This is a genomic window from Massilia sp. PAMC28688, from assembly GCF_019443445.1.
GTDB lineage: Bacteria > Pseudomonadota > Gammaproteobacteria > Burkholderiales > Burkholderiaceae_D > Telluria_A.
Genome location: NZ_CP080378.1, coordinates 182,363 through 208,757, shown reverse-complemented (window position 1 = coordinate 208,757; position 26,395 = coordinate 182,363). Strand labels below are relative to the sequence as shown.

Below are 26,395 nucleotides of genomic sequence, written 5' to 3'. Positions count from 1 at the left end.
GAAATCCTGTTGCGGGGCCCCACTTGTGCATGAATGGCAAGCCGGGCGCACTCCCGCCCCCTATATCGAAAGGAATACCGTCATGCTACCGACCCCTGAATCGCTGGAAGGCAAACCCGTACCCAAGGTGACGTTCAAGGCCCGCCCGGACAACCAGTGGCAGGACATCACCACTGACGATCTGTTCAAGGGCAAGACCGTCGTCGTGTTTTCCCTTCCCGGCGCCTACACGCCGACATGCTCGTCCACGCACTTGCCCCGCTATAACGAATTGGCGCCTGTCTTCCGCCAAAACGGGGTCGACGACATCATTTGCATGGCCGTCAACGACGCCTTTGTCATGAACGAGTGGAAGCATGGCCAGGATGCAGAGAACATTACCGTCATCCCTGACGGCAATGGCGACTTCAGCGAGGGCATGGGCATGCTGGTGGACAAGCGCAACCTGGGCTTTGGCATGCGCTCGTGGCGCTATTCCATGCTGGTCAAGGATGGGATTATCGAAAAGGCGTTCATCGAGCCTGAAAAAGACGGCGATCCGTTTGAAGTGTCGGATGCTGAAACCATGCTGCGCCATATCAATCCTGCCGCCGAGATTCCCGAACCTGTGGTCGTGTTTTCCAAGCCTGGCTGCCCGCATTGCGCGCGCGCCAAGGAAGCGCTCAAGTCGCACGATATCAAGTTCACTGAAATTTCCCAGGATCAGAAAATCAATTCCAGCGTGCTGCGCGCCGTCTCGGGCGAATCGACCTGGCCCCAGGTCTTCATGGGCGGCAAGCTGATCGGCAATGCAGACGCCCTGGAGAACTGGTTCAAGACGGCGCGCCAGAACCCCTGATCGGCCGTCATGAAACTGTCCGTCCTCGACCAGTCGCCCGCCGCCAAGGGCAGCACCCCGGCCGATGCCATCACCGCCTCGCTGGCGCTGGCGCGCGCGTGCGACCGCCTCGGCTACGAACGCTACTGGCTCTCCGAGCACCACAACAGCAGCAGCATCGTGGGCAGCGCGCCGGAAGTGCTGATGGCGGCCGTGGCGGCCACCACGCGCCGGATCCGGGTGGGCAGTGCCGGCATCATGCTGCCCCATTATGCGGCGCTCAAGGTGGCCGAGCAGTTCCGCGTGCTCGAAGCCATCGCGCCGGGGCGCATCGACCTCGGCCTGGGCCGCGCGCCCGGGTCCGACCGCCTGACAGCGCGCGCCCTCAATCCCCATGCCAGCCCCTCGGCCGATGATTTCCCGCGCCAGATCGCGGACCTGCAGCGCTGGCTCGATGGCGAGCGCTTGCCCGAAGGCCATCCCTACCGTGCCATCACGGCCCAGCCGCAAGGGCCGACCAGTCCGGAAATGTGGATTCTCGGCAGTTCCGGGTACGGGGCCCAGCTCGCTGCCCACCTGGGATTGCCGTATGCCTTTGCCTATTTCTTCAGTGATGGCCTGGGCGTGGAGCAGGCGCTCGACCTGTACCGGCAGAATTACCGCCCCAGCGAGCGCTTCCCCAGCGCGCGTCCCACCATCTGCGTGTGGGCGCTGGCCGCCGACAGCACGGCCGAGGCGGAGCGCCAGCTGATGACGCGCGAACACTGGCGCGTGCGCTTCGAGCAGGGCCTGCTCGGTCCGCTGGTGGCGCCGGACGAAGCGGCCGCATATGCGTTTTCCCCCGCCGAACAGGCTCGCATAGACCAGCTGCGCGTCAATGCCCTGGTGGGCACCGGGCCGGAAGTGGCCGCGCAGATCCGGGCACTGGCGGCAAGTCTCGGTCTCGACCATATTGTCGTCAATACCTGGGCCCACGATCCGCAGGTGCGGCTGCATTCCTACCGCCTGCTCGCCCGGGAATTCCATCTTCAGCAGGAAGCCTGAATGGATGTGCTGCTCTTGATTGCCGTGGCAAGCGCGGGCATTGCGCTCGCGTTCATCTTGCCGGGCTGGCGCGTGAAGCGCGTGCGTGCCCGTCCCCTGCCGGCTGCGTGGCGCGCGACGCTGCTGCGCACCATGCCGATTTACCAGCAGATGTCCGGTGATCTCCAGCATCAGCTGCACGGCTTGATACAGCAATTTCTGCACGAAAAAAAATTTGTCGGCTGCGCGGGACTGGAGATCACGGACGAGATGCGGGTGGCCATTGCCGGCCAGGCCTGCCTGTTGCTGCTCAACCGGCCCACCCGGGTGTATCCCGGTCTGCATGCGGTGCTGGTGTACCCGAGCGCATTCATGGTGCCGCGCAAGCAGGTGGACGAAGCGGGCGTGGTGACCGAGGAGCGCCAGGACCTGCTGGGCGAATCCTGGGGCGACGGACGGGTGATCCTGTCGTGGGACCACGTGCAGCGCGGTGCAGCGGACTGGACCGACGGCCAGAATGTGGTCCTGCATGAATTTGCCCACCAGCTCGACAGTGAATCGGGCAGCAACAATGGTGCGCCTTACCTGGGCAGCGAAGACAATTACCGCAACTGGTCGGCCGTGCTCTCGCGCGACTTTGCCAGCCTGCAGGCCGACGCCCTGTACCGCCAGCACAGCGTGATGGACCATTACGGCGCCACCAGCCCGGCGGAGTTCTTCGCCGTGGCCACCGAAACCTTTTTTGAAAAGCCGTGGCAACTGTCCGAGCAGCATGGCGCCCTGTACCAGGAACTGTTCAAGTTCTACCGCGTGGACCCGCGCGCCTGGCTGCCCCAGCCGGAGCCGTCGCCCTGGGCCGCCGGCGGTTATGGTCAATGGCAATGATGCAATTGCTAGGTGCGCTGGCGTACAGAAAAAGCAAGGCGACAGGCGCATCCTGAAAGCTCATTTACGCAGGAGGAATTCAGCATGTCGACCATCGTTGCAGGACACTTTCAACTTCAGGACCAAGTCGAGCAGGCTAGAATCGAGCTCATGCGCGCTGGATTCGCTGAAGACCAGATCAGCAGCTTCTACCTGAGCCAGCCCGGCCAGCATGATGCCACCCCCATTGGCGGCGACAACATCACGTCCCCGGGCGCCAAGGAGTCACCGGAAGGGGTGGTGGAAGGCCTGGCCACCGGTGGTGCAGTGGGCGCCGCGGTCGGACTGGCCACTTCCCCGTTTACCGGCCCGGCCGGTCCCGTCATTGGCGGGCTGGTGGGTGCCCACGTGGGTTCCCTGTTCAGTTTCTCCAAGATGAAGGAAGCGGGGGAGGAAGAAGAAGGCGGCGTCAAGAATGAGTTCGTGCAGCGCCATGCGGGCATGATCGTGGCAGTGGCGTTCGAGCAGGAAGCGGACGAACAGCGCGCGCTCGAAGTGCTGCAGCGCCTCGGTTCGGACCAGATCGAGCGGGCACGCGGCACCATCCGCAATGGCGACTGGACCGATTTCGATCCCACCAGCCTGCCCAAGCTGTACCACTAAGCGGGGGCAGCATCGCAGCCAGCAAGAACGCTTCTGCGGAAGCGTTTTTGCGTTAACGCCAGCGCGCCACCGCGCCACCGCGCTACCCGTCGCCCCGATGCGCTTCCGGTATCTTGCCTAGTGCGCCATGAGGACCGGCACGGTCATCGACGCGAGCACCGTGCGCGTGACTCCGCCCAGCAGCGACTCGCGCAGGCGCGAATGCCCGTGGGCACCCATGACCAGCATGTCGTGCCCGCGCTCGGTGGCCAGCGACAGCAGGCGTTCGCCTACTTCGTGGCGGCGCGACAGGCGCATATGATGTTCCACCGCATGCACCGATAACTCGGCCTCGATGCCGTGCCTGGCCAGCCATGGGCGCGGATCGGCCGCCAGCGCATCGGCTGCCGTATGGGCGGTGGCGGGCATTTCAAACACGGCAATGGACACGCTGCGCGCCGCCTTGAGCAAGGGCAGCGCCAGCTGCATGGCGCGCGCCGCTTCACGCCCCCCATCCCAGGACACCAGGATGTGCTGGCCGGCGCCGGCCAGCCCGCCCGCCCAGGGCACCACCAGCACGGGGCGCCCGGCGTGGGTGATGACGGCAGTGGGAATCTCGGCATTGGCCGGCTTGCCATCGGGCTCGGCCTGGCCCACCACCACCAGGTCGGCGGCGCGCGCATGCAGGCTGATGCCGGCCGCCGTATCGTCGTCGACAATGCGTTCTTCAAACGATGCCACACCCAGTTCGCCGCAGCGCTGGCTAAAGCTTGCCAGGGCCGTGCGCGCCTGTTCACGCAGCATGTCCAGGTGCAGGGCCAGGGTGGGGTCATCCTGTTCCGGCGGCATGCTGTGGTACAGGAAGCGCGATACGCCGGTGGCGGCAGCGCCGATCAGGTGCCCCCCGGGAGGCGCCAGCGCGGCCGCCACATCGACCCGGCGCGCCAGGTAGGGACTGTCATCGATATGCACAAGAATAGTATTGAATGGCATCAGGCTACCTTCTGGCTAGGATTGATCACCATCATGTTAAACCAGATCGCGGCAGCTTTGACATTGCTCAATATTACGCGTTCTCGTCCCTCCTAGACTTGGCCTCCTACCAATAAAAAAGGAAGTGTCATGGAACAGACAGGGGTGAGCCCTTCAGGAGAGGCTGTACAACGTGTGGCGTTGGTGACCGGCGGCATGGGTGGACTGGGTACGGCACTATGCCGCAGGCTGCATGATGCCGGTTTCCGGGTTGCGGCAACGTATTCGCCATCGAACACGGCGCCGGAAGGCTGGCTGGCGGCCCAGCGCGACGACGGCTACCGGTTTCGCGCCTACAAGGCCGATGTGGCCGATTTTGCCCAGGCCGAATGGATGATGCAAACTTTGCTGGCCGACATGGGACGGCTCGATGTCTTGGTCAACAATGCCGGCATTACCCGCGACCGCAGCCTGGCCAAGATGGCGCTGCAGGACTGGCACGACGTCCTGCGCACCAATCTCGACAGCGTTTTCAACATGAGCCGCCAGGCCATCGAACCCATGCTGGCACAGCGCTGGGGACGCATCATCAATATTTCATCCGTCAACGGGCAAAAGGGCGCTTTCGGGCAAGCCAATTACGCCGCTGCCAAGGCCGGCATGCATGGCTTTACCAAGTCGCTGGCGCAGGAGGTGGCGCGCCACGGCATTACCGTCAACACCGTCTCGCCAGGCTATTTGCGCACCAGGATGGTCATGGCGGTGCCCGACGACATCATGCAACAAAAGATCCTGCCGCAAATTCCCATGGGCCGGCTGGGCGAGCCGGACGAGGTGGCGGCTCTGGTGGCCTATCTTGCTTCCCAGGAAGCAGGCTTTGTCACTGGCGCCAATATCGCCATCAACGGTGGGCAGCACATGAGCTGACACCAGGGGAGCTGACACCAGGGGAAGCTGACACTGTGATGAGCAGGCACCATTGAGCTGCACTTAAGGGCGCTCGGCGCGCGTCTGGCAGGCAATGCACAGGCGCGCTTCGGGCCTGGCCTGCAGGCGCGAAAAGCCAATGGGGTGGCCGCACTCCTCGCATTGGCCGAAGCTGCCGTCGGCAATTTTGGCCAGCGCATGGCGTACGCTGCGCAGCTGCTGGTGATGCAGGCCGGCCGCCTCCTGCGCCAGTTCGTTGAGCAGGCGTACCGTGGCCTTGTCTGCCGGCGACGTTTCGATTTCCTGCACCGCCAGTTCGCGTGCGTCGGCCTGGCTGTGCACGCGCTCCTGCCCGTTCAGTTCGGCATGGCGGCGTTCGAGAAGGGCAGTGAGCAGCGCGAGCTGCGTAGCGTCGAGACCGTTCATGATGGACTCCGTGAAAAAAAATGGCACGCTCTATCCAGTGTAGCGCGTTCCACGGAGGGCGGGAGCGCCACGCACGCGATGCCGGCGCGGGCGTGGCCTGTTCCTCAATCCTTGGCCGGTGTGCTGGCCTTGACCCGCTGCACGTGCTTGCTCACGCGCTCGATGGCCGTGATGATGGCCGGCACCTTGCCAGTGGCGGCGGCTCCCGCCAGCATCAGCAGGCCACCGACCAGGCCAGTTATATCGCGCAGGCGTTCGATCTTGCGGATTTTTTCGGCAGCGTCGGCAGTGAGCTGCATGACCGCCTGTTGTGACTGGCCGAGTGATGCCACCACGTAGCTGGCGGCGTCCGCCAGCAAGCCGTTGGCGCGCTGGCGCAGGACCAGCTCATCTTCCAGCAGCAAACGCGCGACCGCCTGTTCGGCTTCGCTGATGGCGCCATCCTTGTGGGCCTTGATCGACTTCATCACGCGCGCGTGCAGTTCGTCCGCTGCCAGCGTGAGCTGGTCGGCCAGCGCTTCGATTTGTACGGCCGTGGCCAGGCCGGATGGTTCGCTGTTCATATGCACTCCCTGGAATTATTGATGAAGGCCGAGGTAAATCAGACGCAGGTCGCGCGCATAGTCGGCCAGCATGTGGCGCACCTCGTCCGTGTGCAATTTGTCCAGCCGCTCGCGCAGCTTCTGGTGGCCCAGCGCAACCTTGGTCAGGCCCTGCATGGCCAGGTCATAGCGCTTGTCGAGCGCCTTGTATTCGTTGACCTTGTCCTGGTAATGCACCTTGGCCATGGTGACCAGCATGCGGTCTTGCGGCTTGCTGGCGAAAGGTATCTCCACATCAAAAATGCCGAGCACGGTCTTTTTCTCGTTTTCATGCGTTTTGCTGTACAGGCGGGTGAGGGCCATCATGCCGTCGAGCAGCACGCGCACGTGGGGTTCGCCGTCGCGCACCATGGTTTCCACACTGCGGCCCTGGTAACCGGAGGCAATGACGCGGGTGAGCAGGCGCGTCAGCCCGGTATAGGCCACCGCGTGTTTCTGTTCCATGCCGCTCCCGGCCAGGGCCTTGATGCCGCTGCCCATGTCGTCAAGCTGGGGCGTGAGGTCGTAGCGGGTATCGCTGGCCAATACGCTCAATGTCTGCATGTACAGCACCAGCGCCTTCTGGGCGCTGGCAAAGTCGTCGTAGGCGGCGCGGCGCTTGACATCGTTTTCCTTTGCCATCCGTTCGGTCAGCGGAGTCAGATAGGGTTTTTCGCGCTGGTAAGTGTCGCGGTAGCGCTTCGACAGTTCCGCATAGCCGCCCAGTTTGGTGGAGGCGCTGGCAAATTCGCGCACTTCCACCAGGCTGACGCTGGTGCTGGCGCAGCCGCCCAGGAGCAGCGAGGTGGCAAGCAGGGCAAGGGCGGCGAGGGAGCGGCAAGCGTTCATGGGACCTTTCGGGCATGCGCGAAAGTGGCATGCGGGAATCCCATTCTTGCGCTACCCGGATGGCCCCATTTTGCTCCGCGTCAAGTCAAAAGCGACCTCATCCAATGTAAGGTTACTGGACACCCTCGCGCCGCAAATTGCTGCAATTTTGCGACACATCGGCTGCTCTGGTGGTGCCTCGCCAGATGCTGGCGGCGTCGCCATTTTCCTGGTCAAAAACCGCCCGGCATGCTGTTCAAGGGCGTGGCAGAAGCGATGACTTCGCCTGGTAGACGTGATCTATGAAGTTCGTTTTTTCATTAAAAAATAAATAGCAGATTAACCACACGTGAAGAGTAGATTGTATTTACCGGCAGTGGCGCAGTCACGACCGATTGTGGGGACCACGGATGACAAGGGACGAAAGGCATAACAGACGAAAGGGATGACATGAAAACGAAATCGGCAAAAAGCGCTTCAGTATCCACTGACGCATGCATCGGCAGTTCTGAAGAGTCGCACGAGCATCCTGCGGAGGCAGCGGCCACGCCAGAGCAGGGTAATGGGCACAGTGGCGCCCAAGGCTTTGCCATGCCAGGCGAGACCGAGGTGAGCGGCGCGCCGGATGAGCGCGGCATGCCTGGCCTGTATGCGCGCGAAGACATCGCGGCCATGCCCTCCGGCGACATGGTGGCGCCGGCGGCAGCTGGTCGCGCTCAGGACATGCCCGGCAAGCGCATGGATGGGGGGCGCCAGGAAGGGCAGGGAGGCGGCCATGGCGGCGGCAATGGCATGAACGGCGGCAATGGCAGCGGTGGCGCTGGCCAGCATGATGCGCGCGGCAGCACGGAAGACGCGCCGCCGGTGCGCAAATGTGCCACCATGGCAGTGCACCGGCGCCTGTTATCAACGATGCCCGACTACGCGCGCGCCCGTGACCGCATTGAAAACCAGGCGCGGCTGTACGAAACCGGGGCCCGCACCGCCGAGCGTACCGGCATCACCCGCATCCCCGTGGTCGTGCACGTGGTCTGGAACACGGCCCAGCAAAATATCTCGGTGGCGCAGATCAACAGCCAGATCGATGTGCTCAACCGCGACTTCCGCCGCACCAATGCCGATGTCAACACCACGCCGGCACCCTTCCTGCCGCTGGCGACCGACGCCCGGATCGAGTTCTACCTCGCCCACACTGATCCGGCCGGCAACAGCACCACCGGTATCGAGCGCCGCCAGACCAGCATCGCCCAGTTTTCGGACGACGACCTGGTCAAGAGCAGCGCCGCCGGCGGGCTCGATGCCTGGCCGGCGGCGGATTACCTCAATATCTGGGTCTGCCAGCTTGGGGGCGGGCTGCTGGGCTACGCCCAGTTCCCGGGCGGTCCGGCTGCCACCGACGGGGTGGTGGTGACCCATACCGGCTTTGGTACCAACGGCACCGCCGCGGCGCCATTCAACCTGGGCCGCACCACCACCCATGAGATCGGCCACTGGCTCAATCTCAACCATATTTGGGGCGACGACGGCACCGGCTGTGGCGGCAGCGACAATGTCGGCGACACGCCCAACCAGGGCGGCGCCAACACCGGCGCCCCCACTTTCCCGCGCGTATCGTGCAGCAACGGGCCCAATGGCGACATGTACATGAATTACATGGACTATGTCGACGACCGCGCCATGGTCATGTTTTCGGCCGGCCAGGTGGCACGCATGCAAGCCTGCCTGGATGGGCCGCGCCGCACGATAGGCCTGGGCGCGGGCGCCACGCGGCCGAGTTCGGGGCCGGTCGTGGCATGGGGGCCGAACCGGATCGACGCCTTTGTGCTCGGCACCGACCGCGCCCTGTATCACAAATGGTGGAACGGCGCGGGCTGGGGCCCTTCGGTGACCGGCTATGAACGCATGGGCGGGGTCTGCACCAGCACGCCGCAGGCAGTGGCCTGGGGACCGAACCGGCTCGATGTCTTCGTCACCGGCACCGACAGCGCCCTGTATCACAAGTGGTGGGACGGCTCGCGCTGGGGACCGTCGCTGAGCGGCTACGAAAACATGGGCGGCGTGTGCATGGGCGACCCGCGCATCGTTTCCTGGGGACCGAACCGGCTCGATGTGTTCGTGCTGGGGACCAACCGCGCCCTGTATCACAAATGGTGGAACGGGAGCAGCTGGGGGCCGTCGCTCACCGGCTATGAAAATATGGGTGGCGTGTGCGTGGGCCAGCCGGAAATCGTCTCCTGGGGTCCGAACCGGCTCGACGTATTTGTCGTCGGCACCGATCGCGCGCTCTATCACAAGTGGTGGGATGGATCAAACTGGGGGCCTTCGCTGACCGGCTACGAACGGCTGGGCGGCATCTGCATGTCGGCCCCGCGCGCCGTGTCCTGGGGACCGAACCGGCTCGATGTGTTCGTCACCGGCACCGACGGCGCGCTGTACCACAAATGGTGGAACGGCAGTGCATGGGGGCCATCCGTGAACGGCTTTGAACGCATGGGTGGCGTCTGCGTCGGCGACATCGAAGCGGTGTCGTGGGGACCCAACCGGCTCGACCTGTTTGTCATCGGTACCGACAGCGCCCTCTATCACAAGTGGTGGAACGGCTCGGCATGGGGGCCGTCGCTGACCGGTTATGAGGCCATGGGTGGGGTGGCCACCTCGGCGCCACGGGTAGTCGCCTGGGGACCCAACCGGCTCGACGTCTTCCTCACCGGTACCGACAGCGCGCTGTATCACAAGTGGTGGAACGGCAGCAGCTGGGGCCCCTCCGTCACCGGCTACGAATACATGGGAGGAATCGTCTCGGCCTTCAGGACCGTGCAGCCGCCGCAGGAACAAGCCGCTGACGCGCCGTTGGCAACACTGGAACTGCCGCAGTTTGCAGCGCAGCGCGACTTCATCCCGATGGCCTCGACGAGTGTCCAATGAACGGGCAGACCGGGGCGCTGGCAGGCGCATGGACCCATTCGTTCGAGGAAGACCAGGGCAGCCTGCTGGTATTCCGGCCGAGCCAGTCGTTTCCATTCCCGCCCAGCCGCCGGGGGCGTGAAACGCTGGCGTTTGATGGTGATGAAGTCACTACCGGCATGCCGGGCCCTGATGACCGGACCCGGCACGCCACGGCCAGCGTCACGGCGCTCGCGCCCAATCTGGTGCGCTTTGAAGGAGGGGAGCGTGCAGGGCAGACCTACGAGGTGGTGGAAGCGAGTGGCGAGCGCTTGATGCTGCGTCCGCAGTAGGGTACGCGCCGGCGCGAGGGGCGGCCGGTGCGGTGCCCCCGCGCCGGCGCGGTCAGTCAAGGCTGACACTTGCGCAGCCAGCGCAGGCCGGCCGCCGTGTCGCCCAGCGGGTGGTATTCGCAGCCGATCCAGCCATCGTAGCCGAGCGCATCGATCAGCTGGAACAGGGCCGGATAATCCATCTCGCCCGTACCCGGTTCGTGGCGGCCCGGAACGTCGGCCAGCTGCATGTGGCCGATCAGGGGCAAGTGCCTGCGCAGGGCCGCCCCGACATCTTCGCCCATGCGCTGCAGGTGGTACATATCGAACTGCATGAACAGATTGGGTTCAGCGCAGGCGGCAATGATGTCGGCTGCCTGATCGCTCCCCGTGAGGAAGTAGCCGGGCATGTCGAACGTGTTGATCGGCTCGATCAGGAGCGCCATGCCGTCCGGCGCCAGCACGCGTGCGGCATGGCGCAGGTTCTCGATATAGCAGGCGCGCGCCGCCTGCGGCGTCACCCCGGGCGGCAGCAGTCCGGCCAGGCAGTGCAGGCGCTTGACCCCGAGCGCATTCGCGTACTGGGCCGCCATCGCCACGCCGGCGCGGAACTCGTCACCCCGGGCTGGATCGCAAGCCATGCCGCGCTCGCCCTTGTCCCAGTCACCGGGAGGCAGATTGTGCAGCACGAGGGCCAGCCCGTGTTCGCGCAGTGCCGCGGCCAGCACCTCGGCCGGCCAGGCATAGGGAAACAGGCATTCCACGGCCTTAAAGCCGCAATCGCGCGCTGCCTTGACACGGTCGGGAAAGTCCAGGTGGGCAAACATCAAGCTGAGATTGGCGGCAAATTTTGGCATGGCGCTATCTTAACTGGCAGAATGCTGCCATCACAATGATCCATCTCGCCATGACCGCACCTTTGCATTTCAGGCTGGCCCGGCCGGCCGATATCCCGGCCATGTCGGCGATCCGCCTGGCAGTGACGGAGAACGTACTGACCGAGCCGGCCCGGGTGACCGCGCAGATGTACCGGGACTATATGGACGAGCTCGGTCGCGCTTGGGTGTGCGAAGCGGGCGCGGCTTGTCGGCTGCAGCTGATCGGCTTTTGTTACGCGCTCCAGGTGGATGCGTCGATCTGGGCACTGTTCGTCCAGCCGGCTTGGGAAGGGCAGGGCGTGGCCACCGGACTGCTCGATCGCTCCTGCGCCTGGCTGCACGGGATTGGCCATGCCAGCGCGCAGCTCTATACCGGCACGGGCACCCGTGCCGAGCACTTTTATACCGCACGCGGCTGGCAGCGCAGCCTGGCCAGCACCGGTGATGAAGCCCATTTTGTCATCGACCTTGGCACTTGCGTCAAACGCGGGCTTGCCATCCCCAATCCGGCAACAGAGAGCCCGGCTTGATGTGAGGCTGTTGCTAGCTGTTCGTCGAATGCATCCCTGCAATGTCGCCCAGCACGGTGGCCATGGCCACGGTCTGCTCCGGTGCAAGCCCGCGCACCGCTTCGCGGCTGACCAGGTCCACGACATCGGTCGCATTGCCTGCCAGCTCTTGCCCCGCAGCTGTGATGACGGCATAGCCGACGCGGGCGTCGCGCGGGTCCGCTTCACGCGTGATCAGGCCGATCTTTTCCAGCGGCAGCAGGGTGCGGGTGACGCCGGAGGCGGTCAGGCCCACCCGTTCGGCCAGGTCCACCCGCCGCAATCGTCCACCCGGGGCGCGCGCCAGGTGATTGAGGAGCTGGAAGTCGCTAAAGCTGATGCCGTGCTGGCTGCCCAGCGCATTGTCATAGCGGCGCACCAGCACGGCGTGCGCGCGCGCCAGCCGCAGGCAAAAATCGGTGGCAGTAGTTTGCTGATGCATGATTAATCCTTCATAAATGCTTGAGTGGTCAAGTGTATGCCAGGATCTGCTTGCGCGCAAGCGAGGCAAGCAGCATGCACCAACAAAAACCCCCGGACAGGCCGGGGGCAGTTTCCACTTCAGTCGCCCGGCTTAGCGGCCACGGCCACCGGAGCGATGGGCTGGCGCGGCGCGGGGGCCGCGGTTGCCGCCGCCACCGCCTGCAGGACCGGCGCTGCGCGGCTTGGCCGTATTGCGGCCCGCGCCCACCTTGACCACCTGGCCGCCACCGCCGCCGGAGCGGCCACCGCCATTGCGATGACCCGGGGCCCCGCTGCGCAGCTGGATGGCCTGGGCACGTGCATTGGGATCGGGCTCGAAGCCGGCAATCACTTCGCGTGGCAGGGTTTGCTTGATCAGCTTTTCGATGTCTTTCAACATGATGTGCTCGTCCACGCACACCAGCGACACGGCTTCACCGGTCGCGCCGGCCCGGCCGGTGCGGCCGATGCGGTGCACATAGTCTTCCGGAATGTTCGGCAGGTCATAGTTCACCACGTGCGGCAACTGGTCGATATCAATGCCGCGGGCAGCGATATCGGTGGCCACCAGCACTTGCAGCTGGCCATCCTTAAACTCCGACAGCGCCTTGGTGCGTGCCGACTGGCTCTTGTTGCCGTGAATGGCCATGGCACCGATGCCGTCGCCATTCAACTGCTCCACCAGCTTGTTGGCGCCATGCTTGGTGCGGGTAAATACCAGCACCTGGGTCCACTTGTGGGTCTTGATCAGGTGCGACAGCATCTGGTGCTTCTTGTCGCGGTCCACCGGGTGAATCTTTTGCGAAATCACTTCCACGGTCGAATTGCGGCGCGCCACTTCGATCATGGCCGGCTTGTTGAGCAGGCCATCGGCCAGGGCCTTGATTTCGTCCGAGAAGGTGGCCGAGAACAGCAAATTCTGGCGCTTCGGCGGCAGGGCAGCGAGCACCTTCTTGATGTCACGGATAAAGCCCATGTCCAGCATGCGGTCGGCTTCGTCCAGGATCAGGATTTCAATGCGGGACAAGTCCACCGTGCGCTGTTCCATGTGATCGAGCAGGCGGCCCGGCGTGGCCACCAGAATGTCCACGCCATGCTTGAGCTGCTTGATCTGCGGGTTGATGCCCACGCCGCCGAAAATGACGGCCGAGTTGAGCTGGGTGTACTTGCCGTAGACGCGCACGCTTTCTTCGACCTGGGCCGCCAGTTCGCGGGTCGGGGTCAGGATCAGGCAGCGCACGGAACGGGTGGACGATTTGCTGGTCAGGGCCGCGCCCACCTTGTCGGTCGACAGGCGGTTCAGGATCGGCAGCGTAAAACCGGCGGTCTTGCCCGTACCGGTCTGCGCACCCGCGAGCAAATCACCGCCAGCGAGCACGGCCGGAATGGCCTGCGTCTGGATCGGGGTCGGGACGGTGTATCCGTGTTCGGTCACTGCACGAACGATGGCATCGGACAGGCCGAGTTGAGAAAAGGACATGTTAGCTTTATGGTGAGATCGGCCCGCCGCCGCAATAGGGCGCCAGTCACAGGCAATCGAATTAAGAATCCGTGGTGGCGCAGGCACTGGGAGAGCGCCACCGGGCAATGCAGTATCACAACAGCAAGTCTAAACCAAATGGATTTCGCTGTGGAAATTTTAAGGTGGGTGCGGGAATCATTTGTGACTCCCGTTACAACTTAGTGCCGTATTTTACGCGAATGGCGACAGGAGGGTCACCATTTGCCCGAACACCTTCGGGCTGGCGGCAATAATGTCGCCCTTGTAGAGGTAGGCCGACTCGCCATTGAACTCGCCAACGATGCCGCCGGCTTCGGTCACGAGCAGCGCACCGGCCGCGATATCCCAGGCCTTCAAGCCTTTTTCGTAGAAGCCGTCGCTGCGCCCGGCAGCCACGTTGGCCAGTTCCAGCGCGGCCGAGCCCGAACTGCGCACGGCCTGGCAACGCTCGGCCACCGCCTTGTACATGCGCATGTAGTCTTCGAGGGCGCGCGGCCCGGCCGCGTGGCCGGTGCACAACAGGGTGTTGGACAGGCGGTCATGCTTGGTCACGCGGATGCGCTTGTCGTTGAGGTAGGCGCCGGCGCCCTTGGTCGCGGTGTACAGGTCATTGCGCACCGGGTCGTACACCACGGCCTGGGTGATGACGCCGCGCTGGGACAGGGCGATGGAAATGCAATAGTTGGGATAGCCGTGCATGAAGTTGGTGGTGCCATCGATGGGGTCGATGATCCACGCGAATTCACTCTCATCGTTCAAATTGGAAGAAGCACCCGATTCCTCGGCCAGGATGGCATGCTCGGGATAGGCCTTGAGCAGGGTCTCGATGATGGCCTGTTCTGCCGCCTGGTCCACATCGGTCACGAAATCGTTGTGTTGTTTTTCGGTAACGCTGAGGCGGTCGACGTCGAACGAGGCGCGCTGGATGACGGTGGCGGCGCGGCGGGCGGCCTTGATGGCCGTGTTGAGCATTGGGTGCATGTTTGGCTTCCGGTAAGAGAACGCTAACGCCCACAGCGCCCGGGCGGGCGCAGCAAACGATAGAGAATAAGAATGAATTAAAGAGCGGTGCGTCAGCGAACTGGGTAAAATCGCGGCCTTGATAAGCCTTGTTTTACTTGCCCGAACCTGCGCGATGCCGCTATTTTAAATGAACATGCCCCAAACACCCACTTCTGTTTTTCAGCGCCTCCGATTCGTCCTGGTCGAAACGAGCCGCGCCGGCAATATTGGCGCTGCAGCGCGTGCCATGAAAACCATGGGCTTTGGCGAGCTGGTGCTGGTCAATCCCCGCTTCCCGGACATGACGCGCGATGCCGAAGCCATCGCCTTTGCCAGCGGCGCGCTCGATGTCCTGGAAGGCGCGCGTACCGTGAGCAGCATGGCCGAAGCGCTGGAAGGATGCAACTTTGCGGCCGCGGTCTCGGCCCGGCTCCGCGAATTCTCGCCACCGGTATGGACGCCGCGCGAATTCGCAGGCCACGTGGCGGGGCAGGGCGAGCTGTCGGCCGCGCTCATTTTCGGTAATGAACGGTTCGGGCTGCCGAACCAGATCGTCGAGCAGTGCAATGTGCTGATCAATATTCCCGCCAATCCCGATTATTCCTCGCTCAACCTGGCCCAGGCGCTGCAGGTGCTCGCCTATGAATGCCGGGTGGCCGATGGCGCGGTGGCGCCGGCCAGCAATATCGGCTTTCATGGCGACGCGGCCAGCCTGGAGCAGATCGAGGGCATGTTTGCCCACCTGGAACAGGCGCTGGTGCAGATCGATTTCCTGGATGCGAACAATCCCAAGAAACTCATGCCGCGCCTGAAGCGCCTGTTTTCCCGCACGCAGCTGGAAACGGAAGAAGTCAATATCTTGCGCGGCATTGCGCGGCAAATCATCAAGGCAGCCAAGTAGCTGGCCAGCACTGCCATGGCGCCCGCCCGGGACCGATGGGCACGCTACTGGCCAAACGAATCCATCCGGCCTTCAAAGATGTTTTCCATCACCTGGCGTTCGCGCGCGACGATGGTGGCAACGAAGTCGCGCGGCTTGCGCATTTTCTTGAACGTGGTAAATCCCCGTTCCAGGAACTTGTGCAGATTCGACAGGCCAGCCACCCTGGCCGGTCCCTTCATGATGGTGAGCGTCATTGCCAGAAGGGGAATATTTACCAGGTCGCACAGCGAGCCGCCCAGTTCCTGCACCAGGTCCAGCTGCCGCAAGCGCTCCTCGCGCGTGGTGGCCGTGCGGTAGGCCGCAATGTACATGCCTTCGGTAAATTCCGTTCCCAGCACGCGCGCCATGGCCGTATCGAGCTGCTCGGACAGCGCGTCGAGCACGATCGCGTCCGTGATCGTGTGAAGCGCTTCATAGGTGAGCATTTTTTGCAGCGTGGGGATGATGCGTCCCAGGTCAATGTCGCGCTGGCTCAGGTCCTGCGAGCCATACAGTTCTTCGAGGAAGAACCTGGCCGCGTCGCCGGTATTGGGGTGGGCCAGCAGGTCCGCATGCGAGCTGGCCAGCCGCGCCGCCTGATACTGCTTGAGCGCCGTGCGCGATGCCAGCAAGCCCGGTTCACGCTTGGCAGCGAGGCGCTCGGCGGCCACGGTCCTGAGCTGTTGTTCCAGTTTTTGGGCCAGAATGTCTTTCTTCATGACTGACGTTGTACCAGAAACGAGTAGACGGATCACTCTAGTTTCCCGGCAAATCCGCCTCCCGGATTGGCGTACACTAGCAAAAAAATACATGGAATCAGGGACATGGGGACCAATCGCAGGACATTCATGAAAGTGGGCGCGCTGGCGGCAGTCACGCTTGCCGCCGGTGGCGGGCTGTATCGCTACACCCAGGCTTCCAGCCCCCTGCAGCGCTTTGTGCTCGATGGCGAAGCCAGGGCCGCCCTCGACGCGATCGTCCCTGCCATGCTCGCCGGCGCCCTGCCCGTGGACGGGGCCGCCCGCACCACTGCCATCGTCGCCACCACCGGCCGCGTCCACCAGGCTATCCTGGGCCTGCCCCTGGCCGCCCAGAAGGAAGTACAGGATCTGTTTGGCTTGCTGGCCCTGGCGCCCGCGCGCCGCCTGCTCACGGGCGTGTCCGGCGGCTGGCGTGCGGCGCGGCCCGACCAGGTGGGCGAGTTCCTGCAGGCGTGGCGCTTCCACCGGCTCGACATGCTGCAAACGGCTTACCATGCCCTGCACGACCTGATCATCGGCGCATGGTACGCCGATCCCTCCACCTGGGACAGCATTGGCTATCCCGGCCCCATGAAGGAGCTGGCATGAGTGTGATTCCTGATCCGATCCAGGCCGGCGTGGCAGGCGGCTGGAGCGTCACCGATGCGGCCACGCTCACATCCGACCGCACCATGGAAGCGGATGTGGTCATTGTCGGCAGCGGTGCCGGTGGCGGGGTCACGGCCGAAATCCTGGCCCGCTCGGGCCTGAAGGTGCTGATCGTGGAGGAGGGCGCGCTCAAGTCTTCCCGGGACTTCAAGATGCGCGAGGCAGAAGCCTATCCGACCCTGTACCAGGAGTCGGCGGCGCGCAAGACGCGCGACAAGGCAATCAACATCCTGCAGGGCCGCACCGTGGGCGGCTCCACCACTGTCAACTGGACGTCCAGCTTCCGCACGCCCACCCCCACGCTCGAATACTGGCAGAAGCATTTCGGGCTGGCCGGCTACAGCGCCGAAGCGCTGGCCCCGTGGTTTCTCATGATGGAGCAGCGCTTGCACGTGAGTACCTGGCTCACGCCGCCCAACGAAAACAACGACCTGCTCAAGCGCGGCGCCGCGCAGCTGGGTATTCCCGCCGCCGCCATCATGCGCAACGTGAAGGGCTGCTGGAACCTGGGCTACTGCGGCATGGGCTGTCCCACCAACGCCAAGCAGTCGATGCTGGTCACCACCATCCCCGCCGCGCTCGAGCACAAGGCCACGCTCCTGACCCATGCGCGCGCCGAGCGCCTGGTGTTCAAGGGCGAGCGCGTGGACAGCCTGGTGGTCACGGCCCTCGATGCCGACGGCCTGGCGCCGACCGGTCGCACCATCGTGCTACGCGCCAGGCACTTCGTGGTGGCCGGAGGCGCCATCAATTCGCCCGGCCTGCTGCTGCGCTCAAAGGCGCCCGACCCGCATGGCCTGCTGGGCAAGCGTACCTTCTTGCATCCCACCGTGATCTCGGCCGGCATCTTCGAGCAGCGCGTGGATGGCTATGCGGGCGCGCCGCAAACCATTTATTCCGACCACTTCCTCGACACCCAGGCCATTGACGGGCCGATCGGCTACAAGCTCGAAGCGCCGCCCCTGCATCCGCTGCTGCTGTCAACCACCATGGCCGGTTATGGCCAGGCGCACGCCGACATGATGCGCCAGTACCCGCACGTGCATGCCCTGCTTGCCCTGCTGCGCGACGGCTTTCACGAGCAGTCGCAGGGCGGCACCGTGCAGCTGGGCAGCGGCGGGGCGGCGGTGCTCGATTATCCGATTACCGGTTTTGTCTGGGACGGCGTCAAGCGCTCCATGCTCTCCATGGCCGAAATCCAGTTTGCGGCCGGCGCCAAAACCGTGCAGCCGGTGCATGAAATGGCCGATCGCTACAGCACCTGGGCAGCGGCGAAAAAGGGCATCGAGTCGCTCGACTTTGCGCCGCTCATCACGCGCGTGGTCTCGGCCCATGTCATGGGCGGGTGCGCCATGTCGGACGACGAGAACCTCGGTGTGGTCAACGCCAACGGCCGCTACCACGGCGTGAGCAACCTGTCGGTGCACGACGGCTCGCTGTTTCCCACCTCGATCGGCGCCAATCCGCAGCTGTCCATCTATGGCATCACCGCACGCCTGGCCAGCATCCTGGCGCAGGAACTGACCGGCAAGCCGGCCGCGCGTCTGGTGGCCGCCTAGTCCCGGCATGAGGACGCGTACGCTGCTGCGATGGCTGCTGCTGGTGCAGGCGGCGTGTGCGCTGCTCTTTGCCTGGGCCCTGGTTGGCGGGGGCACCATTGCCAGCTGGCCGCTGGCGCTGGCCGCCGGGGCCCTCATCGTGCTGGTGGTGCGCATGCTCATCACGGCCAACAACTTTCTCATGACGGCCCGTTTTTCCAGCGCCACCCCGGCAAATTTCCAGCTCGCCGCCGGAGCGCGCCTGAAGCTTTTTGCCGAGGAATTCATCGCCACCTTGCTGCAGTCCTCGTGGTTCATGGCGCGCGCCAGTGCGCGCGAGCGTATTTACGATAACCGCACTTACCCGCCCGTGCTGCTGCTGCATGGTTACGGCTGCAATAGCGGCTATTGGTCGCATTTGACGCCGCTGCTCGACGCGGGTGGCATCAGCCACGCCTCGCTCGACCTGGAACCGATGCTCGGCGCCATCGACGACTATGTGCCCCTGGTTGAACGGGCGGTGGCGACACTGTGTGCTAAAACCAACGCCCCCAAGGTCGTCATCATCGCCCACAGCATGGGCGGCCTGGTGGCCAGGGCGTATATGCGGGCCCATGGCGAGGCGCGCGTGGCGCACATTTTCACGCTTGGCACGCCCCATTTCGGCACCAGCCTGGCCAGCAAGGGTATTGGCCTGAACGCGGCCCAGATGCGCCGCTCGGGCGGGCCGGACGCCCCGGAATGCGACTGGCTGCGCGAGCTGGGCGCATCTGAGACGCCGGCCAGGCGCGCGCTGATCACCTCCATCTTCACCCATCACGACAATATCGTCGCGCCCCAGACCTCCAGCGTGCTGCCCGGCGCGCGCAGCATCGAGTTTGGCGGCATCGGCCATGTGGCCATGGGCCGCAACCCGCGCATCCTCAACCGCCTCATGCAGGAACTGGCCGACCTGTTCACACCATAGATAATCTTCGGCAACATCCCTCCCAGCCGTGATAGAGTGGACCCGAAAGTATTGTCATGGACAAGCACTTTCGCATTTCAAATGTGGTAATTTGTAACCTTCGGTTTCAAATTCCAGGCGCTTGATCATGGACGGGAGCGGAAATCGTGTCGGCACGGATTCTTATTATTGAAGACAATCCCACCAACATGGAATTGATGGTGTACCTGCTGACAGCGTTCGGCTATACACCCCTGATGGCAATCGACGGCACCAGCGGCGTGGAGGCGGCCCGTGAAACCCGGCCCGACCTGATCATCTGCGACGTCCACCTGCCCAAGCTCGATGGCTACGGCGTGGTGGGCGCACTCAAGGCCGATCCCGCGCTGGCCCACATTCCCGTGCTGGCGGTGACGGCGCTGGCCATGGTGGGCGACCGCGAACGGCTGCTGGAAGCGGGCTTTGACGGCTACATCGGCAAGCCGATCGAGCCTGATACCTTCGTCACCGAGCTTGAAAATTTCCTCACCAGCCGCAGCGGCGCCACGCCCGCACCGCCGGCGCCGGAGCCGCGCCGGGCCACGATCCTGATCGTGGACGACCATGTGCTCAACCGCGAATTCCTCATCACGCTGCTCGGCTACGGCGGGCACCGGCTGGTGGAGGCGTCCAACGGCGTTGAAGGCCTGGCCATGGTGCGCAAGGAAAGACCGGACCTGGTCATTTCCGACATCCTCATGCCGAATATGGATGGCTACGAATTCGTCACGCGCATGCAGGGCGACCCGGCCACCGCCGATATTCCCGTCATCTTCTATACCGCAACCTACCGTGAACGCGAAGCGCACAACATGGCCGAAGCGTGCGGCGTGCGCTGGGTGCTGGGCAAGCCGTCCGATCCCGATGAAATCCTGCGCACGGTCCACGAAGCGCTGGGGATGAACGAACCGAAGGCCCTGCCGGCCATGGCCAGCGCGGCGGTTGACGCCAGCCCCATGTCGCTGATCGAAAACACGGTGGCCGAATACCTCGATGAGGTGGAGTCCAGCAGCCAGGGCCTGTCGCGCATGGCCAGCGACAACGACGGCGATGCCGCCGTCCCTTCCCACGGACTGGCCGACATGACGGGGCGGCTGTCCAGCAGTCTGTCAAGCCTGCAGGCAGTGAGCCTGCGCCTGACGTCGCTCATCGAGCTGGGTATCGAACTGGGGGCCGAGCGCGACCCGGCCGCCCTGATCGAGATCGGCTGCCGCGTGGCGCAGAACGTGTCGGTGGCCAAGTTTGCCTGCATCGGGGTGATGGAGGAGGGCGCCGACGAACTCAGTTACTTTTCCTCCTGCGGCGACAACCGCCAGGCGCGCGTGGTCTCCAGTTCGCCGCGCGCGGGGGTACTCAATACCCTGCTTGAAAAGCGCCAGCCGGTGCGCATGGAGAACGAGGGCGGCGACCCGCGCGCCCTCGGCCTGCCGCAGTCGCACCCGCCGGTCCATTCCTTCCTGGGCGTGCCGATTGCCTCGCGCGAGCGGGTGCATGGCTGGCTGTACCTGGTCGACAAACTGGGCGCGGCCGCGTTCTCGGAAGTCGATGAACGGGTGGCGGTGACGGTGTCGGCCCAGATTGCGGTGGCCTACGAGAACCTGCTGCTGTACGACGAAATCAAGCGCCACCATGCGCAGCTGACGGCCGACATGACGGCCCGCATCCGGCTCGACGAAGACCTGCGGCGCTTTCGTACGGCCATGGACGTCACCGCCGACGCCATCTTCCTGATCGACCGCTCCGACGGCCTGTTCGTGGACGTCAATGCCACCGCGTGCCGCATGTTTGGCTACGAGCGCAATGACTACCTGGCGCTGGGCACGAACAACGTCGGCGGCAGCGACCGCGAGCGCCTGCAGGACCTGTATGACAAGCTGCTCTCGGGTGACCAGAGCGGCGCCATGGCGGAGCTGACCGTGATGCGCAAGGATGGCAGCGAAGTGGCGGTGGAGGTACAGCGCCGCACCTTGCGTTCGGGCGCCAACTGGATTCTGGTGGCAGTGGCACGCGACATTACCGAGCGCAAGGAATCGGAATCGCGCCTGCTCAAATTGGCCCACTTCGATACCCTGACCGGCCTGCCCAACCGCAGCCAGTTCTATTCCTCGCTCACCCGCTCGCTGGAGCAGGCCGCCGAGCATCACTGGTCGGTGGGCGTGCTGTTCCTGGATGTGGACCGCTTCAAGAACATCAACGACACGCTTGGCCACCCGTGCGGCGACGATCTGCTGCGCCAGTTTTCGGCGCGCCTGGTCGACAGCCTGCGCGTGCGCGATACCGTCGGCCGGTTTGGCGGCGACGAGTTTGCCGCCATCCTGATCCTGCCGGAAGGGCCGCAGGGCGCGCTGGCCGTGGTGGACAAGATCCGCGATTCGCTGCGCCGCCCGTTCGACCTCGGTGGCCATGAAGTCACCGTCACGTCCAGCATCGGCATCACGATCTATCCTGACGACGGCCTCGATGCCGATACCCTGATCAAATACGCCGACACGGCCATGTACCGCGCCAAGGAAGCCGGGCGCGACGCCTACCGCTTCTTCACGGCGGAGATGAACGCGCAGTCGCTGGCCCGCCTGGACCTGGAAAATGCGCTGCGCCGCGCCATCGACAACAAGGAATTCGTGCTCTACCTGCAGCCAAAGGTGCACATCGGGTCGGGGCGCATCAGCGGCGCCGAAGCGCTGATCCGCTGGCAGCGGCCCGGGCACGGCATGGTGTCGCCGGCGCTGTTCATCCCGGTGCTCGAAGAGACCGGCCTGATTGTCCCGGTCGGCACCTGGGTGCTCAATGAAGCGTGCCGCCTGATCAGCAAATGGGGCAAGTCCAAGGTCGGCCCGGTGCACCTGTCGGTCAACGTCTCGGGGGTCCAGTTTTTCCTGGGCGGGCTGGAAGAAGAAGTGCTGCGGGCGCTCAAGGTCCACGAGATCGCCCCCGAGCTGCTGGAACTGGAGCTGACCGAAAGCTCGCTCATGTCCAATGCCGAAGACACCATCGCCGTGCTGCGCAACCTGAAGGCGCTCGGCATCAAGATTTCGATCGACGATTTCGGCACCGGCTACTCCAGTCTGGCCTATCTCAAGCGCTTCCCGATCGACAAGCTGAAGATCGACATCGCCTTTGTGCGCGAAGTGACCAGCAATCCCGACGACGCGGCCATTGTACTGGCCATCATCAACATGGCGCACAGCCTGAAGCTGCAGGTGATCGCGGAAGGCGTCGAGCGCGATGCGCAGCTCGCGTACCTGCGCCGCCACGGCTGCGACGAGATGCAGGGCTACTACTTCAGCAAGCCGGTGTCGGAAGACGATTTCGTGGCCATGCTGGGCGATGGCAAGGCGCTGGCGGCGCCCGTGGACGAGTCCTCGCTGGCGCAGCAGACGCTCCTGATCGTGGACGACGACGCCTTTATGCTCGACGTGCTGACCGACTTCCTGTCGCAGGACGGCTACCGCATCCTGACCGCGCAGACGGCAGCCGAAGGCTTCGATATCCTGGCCCGCAACAAGGTCCATGTGATCCTGTGCGACCAGTGCATGCCCACCATGAGCGGGACCGAATTCATGGAACGGGTCAAGAACCTGTGCCCGGATACCTTCCGCATCATGTTGTCGGCCTATGCCGACCTGGCGCCCATCATGGCCGCCATCAACCATGGCGCGATCGACCGCTTCTATACCAAGCCGTGGAAAGGCGCGGTACTGCGTGAAAATATCCGCGAGGGCTTTCGCCTGCACAGCCAGCTGCACGGCGACGGGAACAGCCTTGGCACCGGCCGCAACCTGATCCAGTAGGGTGGGCGCTTTGCCGGGGGCGATCAAGAGGTTTGCGTCACGGCTGCGCGTTGCGGCAGGTTCCCCCGTCATTGCGTTTTCGCTGCTGTGTTCGGCGGCCATTCTCGGCAACCTGGCGTTCCAGCTGCTGCAGTCCCGTTCCGACGCGCTCAAGAGCGCCGCTCGCAGCGCCACCGCGATGGTGCGCGTGCTCGAAAAGCAGACCAGTGCCACGCTCGACGCGGCGGACCTGGCGCTGCGCTCGGCCGAGCGCGCGGCCCTGGCCGCGCAAGGCAGCAATGCCGATGTCGATGGCACCTTGCGTGATCACCTGGCCAGCCTGCCGTTCGTGCGCGCGCTGTTCGTGCTCGACGCCGACGGCAACATGATCCATGACAGCGAGCGCCTGCCCGGCGCATACAATCTCGCCGAGCGCGCCTATTTCCAGGCCCATCGCGCCGCCGACGCGGGGCTGTACATTGACCAGCCCTTCGTGAGCAAGCATGGGGTGTCCACCATCGCCCTGAGCCGGCGCATCAATCGCCCCGACGGCAGCTTTGGCGGCGTGGCGGTGGCGGCGCTCGAGCCCCAGGCGCTGCGCAAATTTTATGAGGCGATCAAGCTTGGACGCGACGGCGTGGTCACCCTGGCGCGCAAGGACGGTGTGCTGATGCTGCGCGTGCCCGAAGCCGGTACCGACACCAGGCCGGCGCCGCTGACGCGCCTGATCGCGGAGAGCGCGGCGCGCAGCGAAGGCAGTTATCTGGCGCGCAGCACGATTGACGGCATCGAGCGCCAGTTCCATTTCCGCCACGTGGAGCGCCAGCCGCTGGTGCTGGTGCTTGGCGTGAGCACCGACGAGACGCTCGCTTCCTGGCGCCGCGCCTCGATTGCGTACGTCGCGGTATCGCTGGGTTTCCTGCTGCTTGTGTTGTGGCTAAGCCGGCTGACCTTCAAGGAACTCAAGGCGCGCCACGCCCTCAACCAGGCCCTGGAGGAAAGTGGCCGTGAGCTGCGCGCTGCCCAGCGCCTGGCCAAGATTGGCAGCTGGCGCCTGGAATACGATACGGGTAGAGAGTACTGGTCCGAAGAAATGTATCGCGTCATGGGGCTCGAGCCAGCCGCTACGCCACCATCGATGGCGCAGTTCAACGCCATGCTGCATCCCGATGATGTTCCGGAGATTTATCACGGCGACCCCACGGTGCAAGAATGGTCGCAGGAGCTGCGCTCGAACCCGGCACTGGGGCCGATCCGCTATTTCCATTCCCGTGCCTCGCTGGTCAAAGGCGCGGACGGGCGGCCCACTGCACTGCTGGGCACCCTGCAGGACATCACCGAGCAGCGTCTGGCGCAGGACAAGCTGCGCCTGTCGGCGCGCGTGTTCGAGCACACTGGCGACGGCATCGTGGTCACCGATGCGGCCAACATGATCGTGGCGGTGAACGCCGCGTTTGAACGCATCATGGGCTACACCGAGGCCGAGGTGCTGGGCCAGTCGGCGCTGATGCTGCACGCGGACGTGGACAACAGCGCCCTGGCCGGCACGCTCTGGCACAGCCTGCAGAACCAGGGCCAGTGGCGCGGCGAGATCCGCAGCCGCCGCAAGAACGGCCAGCTGTTCCCCCAATGGCTCAATATGAGCGCGATCAGCAGCGAACGGGGCGAGGTGGAAGGTTATGTGGGCGTGTTTAGCGACCTGTCCGCCATTCGCAGCGCCACCGAGCAGCTGCAGTTCATGAATAACCACGACCCGCTCACGCGCCTGCCCAACCGTTCGCTGCTCAATGACCGCCTGCAGCAGGCCATTGACGGCGCCGGGCCCGAGCAGCGCCAGCTGGCCGTGCTGCTGATGAACGTGGACCGCTTAAAGCGCATCAATGAAGGCATTGGCCACGATGCGGGCGACCTGCTGCTGCGCGAAATCGGCGAACGCCTGCGCACCCGCATCGAGCCCGGGGACACGCTGGCGCGCCTTGGCAGCGATGAATTCGTGCTGCTGATGACCCACCTCGATGACCTGGACGATGTCAACGCCTGTGCCCAGCAGCTGCTGGAACTGGTGGCCCAGCCGGTGCACGCGCTGGGGCATGAACTGACCGTCACCGCCAGCATCGGCATCGCCCTCTATCCGGGCGATGGCACCACGCCGGTGGACCTGATCAAGAACGCCGATACCGCGCTGGCCCATGTGAAGGAAAGTGGGCGCAACAGCTTTCGCTACTACACCGGCCAGATGAACATCCGCGCCCTGCACTGGATGTCGCTGGAGCACCGCCTGCGTGGGGCCCAGGCCAGGGGCGAGCTGGCGCTGCATTACCAGCCGCAGATGGACCTGGCGAGCGGGCACCTGTGCGGCATGGAAGCGCTGATCCGCTGGAACAATGAAACCTTGGGCAATGTATCGCCGGCCGAATTCATCCCCCTGGCCGAGGATACCGGCCTGATTGTGCAGATTGGCGAATGGGTGATCCGCACCGCCTGCGCCCAGTCCCGCGCCTGGCGCGATGCCGGCCTGGCGCCGGTACCGATTGCGGTGAACGTGTCCGGCCACCAGATCATGCTGGGCAACGTGCCGGCCCTGATTGCCGATGCGCTGGCCGTCAATGGCCTGGAACCGTCGGCATTGGGCATCGAGCTGACCGAAAGTGTGCTCATGAGCGAAGCCGATACCGCCATGCGCCAGATCGACCAGCTGCGCGCCATGGGCATCACGGTGGCGCTGGACGACTTTGGCACCGGCTATTCTTCCCTCAGTTACCTGAGCCGCTTTGCGCTCGACAAGATCAAGATCGACCAGTGCCTGGTGCGCCACATCACCGACGACGTCAAGAGCCTTGCCATTGCCCGCGCCACCATCGGCCTGGCCCACGGCCTGGGCTTGACAGTGGTGGCCGAGGGCGTGGAAACCCAGGAACAGCTCGCGCTGCTGCGCGACGAACACTGCGACGACATCCAGGGCTATCTGTACAGCCGGCCGGTGGCGGGGGAGGCGGCTGCCACCTTCCTGGCGCGGGCGGCCACACCCCGGACATAGCCGCCTGTTTCCCCTCTTTTGCCGATCTGTTTCCGATGCGTATTTCGG

The 26,395-nt window shown here is 64.5% G+C and carries 23 protein-coding genes; 14 read left to right on the top strand and 9 right to left on the bottom strand.

The features are described from left to right. Window positions 1-82: 82 nt before the first annotated feature. The 4 genes from KY495_RS00795 (at window position 83) to KY495_RS00780 (ending at window position 3,367) form a co-directional block, all read left to right on the top strand. On the top strand, window positions 83-838 hold the full coding sequence (locus KY495_RS00795; RefSeq protein ID WP_219881895.1) for a glutathione peroxidase: 756 nt from the start codon (window positions 83-85) through the stop codon (window positions 836-838). 9 nt (window positions 839-847) lie between these two features. Further along, window positions 848-1,861 (top strand): LLM class flavin-dependent oxidoreductase, encoded by a 1,014-nt coding sequence (locus KY495_RS00790; protein WP_219881894.1) that lies wholly within the window; start codon window positions 848-850, stop codon window positions 1,859-1,861. Beyond that, window positions 1,862-2,725 (top strand): zinc-dependent peptidase, encoded by an 864-nt coding sequence (locus tag KY495_RS00785; RefSeq protein ID WP_219881893.1) that lies wholly within the window; start codon window positions 1,862-1,864, stop codon window positions 2,723-2,725. Between the two features lie 84 nt (window positions 2,726-2,809). Then, window positions 2,810-3,367, top strand: a complete 558-nt coding sequence (locus KY495_RS00780; protein ID WP_219881892.1) for a hypothetical protein — start codon at window positions 2,810-2,812, stop codon at window positions 3,365-3,367. Window positions 3,368-3,484: 117 nt separating this feature from the next. Here KY495_RS00780 and KY495_RS00775 read toward each other — a convergent pair whose 3' ends face one another. Further along, window positions 3,485-4,339 carry a universal stress protein gene (locus KY495_RS00775; protein ID WP_219881891.1) on the bottom strand — a complete coding sequence of 285 codons (855 nt, stop codon included), beginning with the start codon at window positions 4,337-4,339 and terminating at the stop codon, window positions 3,485-3,487. A 129-nt stretch (window positions 4,340-4,468) separates the two neighbouring features. Here KY495_RS00775 and phbB point away from each other — a divergent pair, with 129 nt between their 5' ends. Next, a complete protein-coding gene (gene phbB / locus KY495_RS00770; protein WP_219881890.1) occupies window positions 4,469-5,245 on the top strand; it encodes an acetoacetyl-CoA reductase in 777 nt (258 codons plus the stop codon). 63 nt (window positions 5,246-5,308) lie between these two features. Here the strand turns inward: phbB and KY495_RS00765 are convergent, their stop codons facing one another. The 3 genes from KY495_RS00765 to KY495_RS00755 form a co-directional block, all read right to left on the bottom strand. Further along, entirely contained in the window at window positions 5,309-5,671 is a 363-nt protein-coding gene (locus KY495_RS00765) for a TraR/DksA family transcriptional regulator (RefSeq protein WP_219881889.1), read from the bottom strand. 104 nt (window positions 5,672-5,775) lie between these two features. Next, a complete protein-coding gene (locus tag KY495_RS00760) occupies window positions 5,776-6,234 on the bottom strand; it encodes a hypothetical protein (protein ID WP_219881888.1) in 459 nt (152 codons plus the stop codon). Window positions 6,235-6,249: 15 nt separating this feature from the next. After that, a complete protein-coding gene (locus KY495_RS00755; RefSeq protein ID WP_219881887.1) occupies window positions 6,250-7,101 on the bottom strand; it encodes a hypothetical protein in 852 nt (283 codons plus the stop codon). A gap of 429 nt (window positions 7,102-7,530) precedes the next feature. Here KY495_RS00755 and KY495_RS00750 point away from each other — a divergent pair, with 429 nt between their 5' ends. Both KY495_RS00750 and KY495_RS00745 read left to right on the top strand, forming a co-directional pair. Then, window positions 7,531-10,005, top strand: a complete 2,475-nt coding sequence (locus KY495_RS00750; protein WP_229518450.1) for a M43 family zinc metalloprotease — start codon at window positions 7,531-7,533, stop codon at window positions 10,003-10,005. Continuing rightward, on the top strand, window positions 10,002-10,316 hold the full coding sequence (locus tag KY495_RS00745) for a hypothetical protein (protein WP_219881886.1): 315 nt from the start codon (window positions 10,002-10,004) through the stop codon (window positions 10,314-10,316). The genes KY495_RS00750 and KY495_RS00745 overlap by 4 nt, the downstream gene beginning before the upstream one ends. A gap of 56 nt (window positions 10,317-10,372) precedes the next feature. On the opposite strand, the gene otnI is transcribed toward KY495_RS00745, so the two are convergent. Further along, window positions 10,373-11,152 (bottom strand): 2-oxo-tetronate isomerase, encoded by a 780-nt coding sequence (otnI, locus tag KY495_RS00740; protein ID WP_219881885.1) that lies wholly within the window; start codon window positions 11,150-11,152, stop codon window positions 10,373-10,375. A gap of 50 nt (window positions 11,153-11,202) precedes the next feature. Between otnI and KY495_RS00735 the strand changes: the two genes are divergently transcribed. Next, complete coding sequence (locus KY495_RS00735; protein ID WP_219881884.1) at window positions 11,203-11,703, top strand: GNAT family N-acetyltransferase; 501 nt, start codon at window positions 11,203-11,205, stop codon at window positions 11,701-11,703. 13 nt (window positions 11,704-11,716) lie between these two features. On the opposite strand, the gene KY495_RS00730 is transcribed toward KY495_RS00735, so the two are convergent. The 3 genes from KY495_RS00730 to KY495_RS00720 all read right to left on the bottom strand — a co-directional run bounded on the left by KY495_RS00730 (window position 11,717) and on the right by KY495_RS00720 (window position 14,656). Further along, window positions 11,717-12,163 carry a MarR family winged helix-turn-helix transcriptional regulator gene (locus tag KY495_RS00730; protein ID WP_219881883.1) on the bottom strand — a complete coding sequence of 149 codons (447 nt, stop codon included), beginning with the start codon at window positions 12,161-12,163 and terminating at the stop codon, window positions 11,717-11,719. Window positions 12,164-12,295: 132 nt separating this feature from the next. Then, entirely contained in the window at window positions 12,296-13,663 is a 1,368-nt protein-coding gene (locus tag KY495_RS00725) for a DEAD/DEAH box helicase (protein WP_219881882.1), read from the bottom strand. A 213-nt stretch (window positions 13,664-13,876) separates the two neighbouring features. Further along, the gene (locus KY495_RS00720) at window positions 13,877-14,656 is read right to left on the bottom strand and encodes an inositol monophosphatase family protein (RefSeq protein ID WP_219883996.1); all 780 of its coding nucleotides are present in this window, start codon (window positions 14,654-14,656) and stop codon (window positions 13,877-13,879) included. Window positions 14,657-14,834: 178 nt separating this feature from the next. On the opposite strand from KY495_RS00720, the gene KY495_RS00715 reads away from it, so the two are divergent. Then, a complete protein-coding gene (locus KY495_RS00715) occupies window positions 14,835-15,587 on the top strand; it encodes an RNA methyltransferase (protein WP_219881881.1) in 753 nt (250 codons plus the stop codon). Between the two features lie 44 nt (window positions 15,588-15,631). Here KY495_RS00715 and KY495_RS00710 read toward each other — a convergent pair whose 3' ends face one another. Then, window positions 15,632-16,327 carry a hypothetical protein gene (locus tag KY495_RS00710; RefSeq protein WP_219881880.1) on the bottom strand — a complete coding sequence of 232 codons (696 nt, stop codon included), beginning with the start codon at window positions 16,325-16,327 and terminating at the stop codon, window positions 15,632-15,634. Between the two features lie 129 nt (window positions 16,328-16,456). On the opposite strand from KY495_RS00710, the gene KY495_RS00705 reads away from it, so the two are divergent. The 5 genes from KY495_RS00705 to KY495_RS00685 all read left to right on the top strand — a co-directional run bounded on the left by KY495_RS00705 (window position 16,457) and on the right by KY495_RS00685 (window position 26,347). Then, the gene (locus tag KY495_RS00705; protein ID WP_229518449.1) at window positions 16,457-16,957 is read left to right on the top strand and encodes a hypothetical protein; all 501 of its coding nucleotides are present in this window, start codon (window positions 16,457-16,459) and stop codon (window positions 16,955-16,957) included. Continuing rightward, window positions 16,954-18,576 carry a GMC family oxidoreductase gene (locus tag KY495_RS00700; RefSeq protein WP_219881878.1) on the top strand — a complete coding sequence of 541 codons (1,623 nt, stop codon included), beginning with the start codon at window positions 16,954-16,956 and terminating at the stop codon, window positions 18,574-18,576. The genes KY495_RS00705 and KY495_RS00700 overlap by 4 nt, the downstream gene beginning before the upstream one ends. Before the next feature lie 7 nt (window positions 18,577-18,583). After that, window positions 18,584-19,522 carry a triacylglycerol lipase gene (locus KY495_RS00695; protein ID WP_219881877.1) on the top strand — a complete coding sequence of 313 codons (939 nt, stop codon included), beginning with the start codon at window positions 18,584-18,586 and terminating at the stop codon, window positions 19,520-19,522. Window positions 19,523-19,668: 146 nt separating this feature from the next. Further along, on the top strand, window positions 19,669-23,331 hold the full coding sequence (locus tag KY495_RS00690; RefSeq protein ID WP_219881876.1) for an EAL domain-containing protein: 3,663 nt from the start codon (window positions 19,669-19,671) through the stop codon (window positions 23,329-23,331). A 1-nt stretch (window position 23,332) separates the two neighbouring features. Then, window positions 23,333-26,347 (top strand): EAL domain-containing protein, encoded by a 3,015-nt coding sequence (locus tag KY495_RS00685; protein ID WP_219881875.1) that lies wholly within the window; start codon window positions 23,333-23,335, stop codon window positions 26,345-26,347. Window positions 26,348-26,395: the final 48 nt, after the last annotated feature.

Bases quoted from the DNA above. Each gene is read 5' to 3' on its own strand.
- KY495_RS00720 (WP_219883996.1), bottom strand. From the start codon at position 14,656: ATGCTCAACACGGCCATCAAGGCCGCCCGCCGCGCCGCCACCGTCATC.
- KY495_RS00775 (WP_219881891.1), bottom strand. From the start codon at position 4,339: ATGCCATTCAATACTATTCTTGTGCATATCGATGACAGTCCCTACCTG.
- KY495_RS00705 (WP_229518449.1), top strand. From the start codon at position 16,457: ATGAAAGTGGGCGCGCTGGCGGCAGTCACGCTTGCCGCCGGTGGCGGG.
- KY495_RS00730 (WP_219881883.1), bottom strand. From the start codon at position 12,163: ATGCATCAGCAAACTACTGCCACCGATTTTTGCCTGCGGCTGGCGCGC.
- KY495_RS00760 (WP_219881888.1), bottom strand. From the start codon at position 6,234: ATGAACAGCGAACCATCCGGCCTGGCCACGGCCGTACAAATCGAAGCG.
- otnI (WP_219881885.1), bottom strand. From the start codon at position 11,152: ATGCCAAAATTTGCCGCCAATCTCAGCTTGATGTTTGCCCACCTGGAC.
- KY495_RS00750 (WP_229518450.1), top strand. From the start codon at position 7,531: ATGAAAACGAAATCGGCAAAAAGCGCTTCAGTATCCACTGACGCATGC.
- KY495_RS00795 (WP_219881895.1), top strand. From the start codon at position 83: ATGCTACCGACCCCTGAATCGCTGGAAGGCAAACCCGTACCCAAGGTG.
- KY495_RS00745 (WP_219881886.1), top strand. From the start codon at position 10,002: ATGAACGGGCAGACCGGGGCGCTGGCAGGCGCATGGACCCATTCGTTC.
- KY495_RS00710 (WP_219881880.1), bottom strand. From the start codon at position 16,327: ATGAAGAAAGACATTCTGGCCCAAAAACTGGAACAACAGCTCAGGACC.
- KY495_RS00765 (WP_219881889.1), bottom strand. From the start codon at position 5,671: ATGAACGGTCTCGACGCTACGCAGCTCGCGCTGCTCACTGCCCTTCTC.
- KY495_RS00735 (WP_219881884.1), top strand. From the start codon at position 11,203: ATGACCGCACCTTTGCATTTCAGGCTGGCCCGGCCGGCCGATATCCCG.
- KY495_RS00725 (WP_219881882.1), bottom strand. From the start codon at position 13,663: ATGTCCTTTTCTCAACTCGGCCTGTCCGATGCCATCGTTCGTGCAGTG.
- KY495_RS00785 (WP_219881893.1), top strand. From the start codon at position 1,862: ATGGATGTGCTGCTCTTGATTGCCGTGGCAAGCGCGGGCATTGCGCTC.
- KY495_RS00755 (WP_219881887.1), bottom strand. From the start codon at position 7,101: ATGAACGCTTGCCGCTCCCTCGCCGCCCTTGCCCTGCTTGCCACCTCG.
- KY495_RS00780 (WP_219881892.1), top strand. From the start codon at position 2,810: ATGTCGACCATCGTTGCAGGACACTTTCAACTTCAGGACCAAGTCGAG.
- KY495_RS00790 (WP_219881894.1), top strand. From the start codon at position 848: ATGAAACTGTCCGTCCTCGACCAGTCGCCCGCCGCCAAGGGCAGCACC.
- KY495_RS00715 (WP_219881881.1), top strand. From the start codon at position 14,835: ATGAACATGCCCCAAACACCCACTTCTGTTTTTCAGCGCCTCCGATTC.
- KY495_RS00695 (WP_219881877.1), top strand. From the start codon at position 18,584: ATGAGGACGCGTACGCTGCTGCGATGGCTGCTGCTGGTGCAGGCGGCG.
- phbB (WP_219881890.1), top strand. From the start codon at position 4,469: ATGGAACAGACAGGGGTGAGCCCTTCAGGAGAGGCTGTACAACGTGTG.
- KY495_RS00700 (WP_219881878.1), top strand. From the start codon at position 16,954: ATGAGTGTGATTCCTGATCCGATCCAGGCCGGCGTGGCAGGCGGCTGG.